At 73.5% G+C, this 2357-nt stretch carries 2 protein-coding genes; one reads left to right on the top strand and one right to left on the bottom strand.

Annotation, left to right across the window (positions count from 1 at the left end; translation table 11 throughout):
* Positions 1-242 precede the first annotated feature (242 nt).
* On the bottom strand, positions 243-1013 hold the full coding sequence (locus tag QH283_RS27155) for a deoxyribonuclease IV (protein ID WP_280505773.1): 771 nt from the start codon (positions 1011-1013) through the stop codon (positions 243-245).
* A 255-nt stretch (positions 1014-1268) separates the two neighbouring features.
* Here QH283_RS27155 and QH283_RS27150 point away from each other — a divergent pair.
* Positions 1269-2357 (top strand): serine/threonine-protein kinase (locus tag QH283_RS27150; protein WP_432420787.1); only part of this gene is annotated, 1089 nt, incomplete at its 3' end.

Below are 2357 nucleotides of genomic sequence, written 5' to 3'. Positions count from 1 at the left end.
GGGGGGGGCCCCGGCGCCCGCCCCCCCCCCCGCGCCCCAAACCCCCCGGGGCCGCCCCCCCCGGCCCCCCCCCCCCCTCCCCCCCCCCCCCCCCCCCCCCCCCCCCCCCCCCCCCCCCCCCCCCCCCCCCGCGGCGACACTGCCTGCCTCGCTGTTCATGGCAACCAGTGTGAACCATCGGCCCGATCGGCGCGGGCCCAGCCCGCCGCACCGGCCTGCCGGGCGCTCGCGGGCCACCACCCTCAGTCGAGGTGTTCGCGCAGGTAGGCCAGGTCGTCGGCCAAGCCGTCGGCCGGGGTCTCCAGCACCACGGGGTCGCCCGCGGTGCGGCACACCTCGGCCAGCAGCTGCGGGTCGATGGTGCCGTCGGCGAAGTTGGCGTGCCGGTCGGCGCCGGAGTCGAAGGCGTCGCGCGAGGAGTTCAGGTGCACCAGGTCGATGCGGCCGGTGATGGCCTTGATCCGGTCGACCACGCCGACCAGATCCTCCCCGCCCGCCCAGGCGTGGCAGGTGTCGAGGCAGAAGCCCGCGCCGTAGTCGCCGACCGCGTCCCACAGCCGGGCGATCCGGTCGAAGTGCCGGGCCATGGCGTGGTTGCCGCCCGCGGTGTTCTCGATCAGGATCGGCACCGCGAAGCCGCCCTTGTCCTGCTGGCGCTCGAACAGCTTGCGCCAGTTGTCGATTCCGGCATCGACCTCGGCGTCGGAGCGGACGTGGCCGCCGTGCACGACCAGGCCGAAAGCGCCGAGATCGGCGGCGGCCTTCGCCTGCTGGGCGACGGCGTTGCGCGAGGGCATCCGCAGCCGGTTGTTCGTGCTGGCCACGTTGATCTGGTACGAGGAGTGCACCACCACGTCGATCGGGCTGGCCAGGATCTCCTCGGTACGCGGATGGGGGACCGGTTTGTCCCAGCTCTGCGGGTCGACCACGAACATCTGGATCACCTCGGCGCCCAGTTTCTCGCCGAAGCCGATGGGGTCGCTGTCGAGCCGGACGTGTGCTCCGATGCGCATGCCCACAGCCTAGCCACCGGCACCGACAGCCCGGCCGGGCCGCCGATCACGGCGGAGCCGACGCACGGACCGCCGCCATGACCGACAATGCGTACCAGAGATCGGCCGAGCGGATCGGTCTCGGATCGTCGACTGTTGCGCTCGCGGGCTCGCGGGAGATAACACCGGTGGGAACTCGGGCGATCGTGTTCCGCTGCTCGGTCGACTCGGTCGGGGCCCCGCGGGGTCGTCGGAACTACGGTTGGAACCCAGGGGGTGAGGATCACTGTGTTGCGGATCGGCGAGACCTTTGCCGGCTACGAGATCAAGCGTGTGCTCGGCAAGGGCGGCATGGGCACGGTGTATCTGGCCAAGCATCCGCGTCTGCCTCGGTTGACGGCGCTGAAGTTGCTGGCCCGCGAGCTGTACACCGACGACGAGATCCGGGGCCGGTTCGAGCGGGAGGCCGACCTGGTCGCGCAGCTGGACCACCCCAACATCGTCACCGTCTACGACCGCGGCGCCGAGGACGACCAGCTGTGGATCTCGATGCAGTTCATCTCCGGCTCCGACGCGGCCAGTGTGGACATCGACGTGCTCGCTCCGGCCCGCGCGGTGCAGATCGTCGCCGAGGTCGCCGCCGCACTGGATTTCGCGCACGCCAACGGCGTGCTACACCGTGACATCAAGCCCGCCAACATCCTGCTGGCCAAGGCCCCCATCGGCCAGCCGGAGCGGGTGCTGCTCACCGACTTCGGCATCGCGGGCGTGCGCGATTCCGACACCACCCTGGCCTCCGGCGACACCATCACCGCCACCCTGGCCTATGCCGCGCCCGAACAGCTCGGCGGGCGTCAGCTCGACCACCGCGCCGACCAGTACTCGCTCGGCTGCACGCTGTACTGGCTGCTCACCGGCTCGGCGCCGTTCCCGAACGGCAACCCGGCCAAGGTGATCCACGACCACCTCTACAGCCCGCCGCCGTCGGTGCGCGCCACCCGGCCCGACCTGCCGCCGCAGCTGGACGTGGTGCTGGCCAGGGCGATGGCCAAGCGGCCGGAGGACCGGTTCGACAGCTGCACCGAATTCGCCACCGCGGCCAAGCGGGCACTGGCCGCCCCGCCGACCGCGCCGCCGCGGCAGCACGCGACCTACGGCGGTTCTCCCGCGGTTCCCGGGCAGCCGCCGCACACGGGCGCCGCAGGCCATCCGGTCGCGCCGACCGCGAGCGGCCCGTATCCCACCGCGCCCGCGCCGAGCGGCCCGTACCCGACGGCGCAGGCGGCGGGCGGGCCGTACCCGCCCGCGCCGGGGCCGGGCGGGCCCGATCCGCCCCCACCGCGGCCCGGCGGTCCCCCGCCCGGG

Source organism: Nocardia farcinica, from assembly GCF_029867845.1.
Lineage (GTDB): Bacteria > Actinomycetota > Actinomycetes > Mycobacteriales > Mycobacteriaceae > Nocardia > Nocardia farcinica_A.
This window is presented reverse-complemented; position numbering and strand designations above follow the sequence as displayed.

Excerpts from the sequence above, each read along its gene's own strand:
- QH283_RS27155 (WP_280505773.1), bottom strand. The coding sequence starts at position 1,013 with ATGCGCATCGGAGCACACGTCCGGCTCGACAGCGACCCCATCGGCTTC.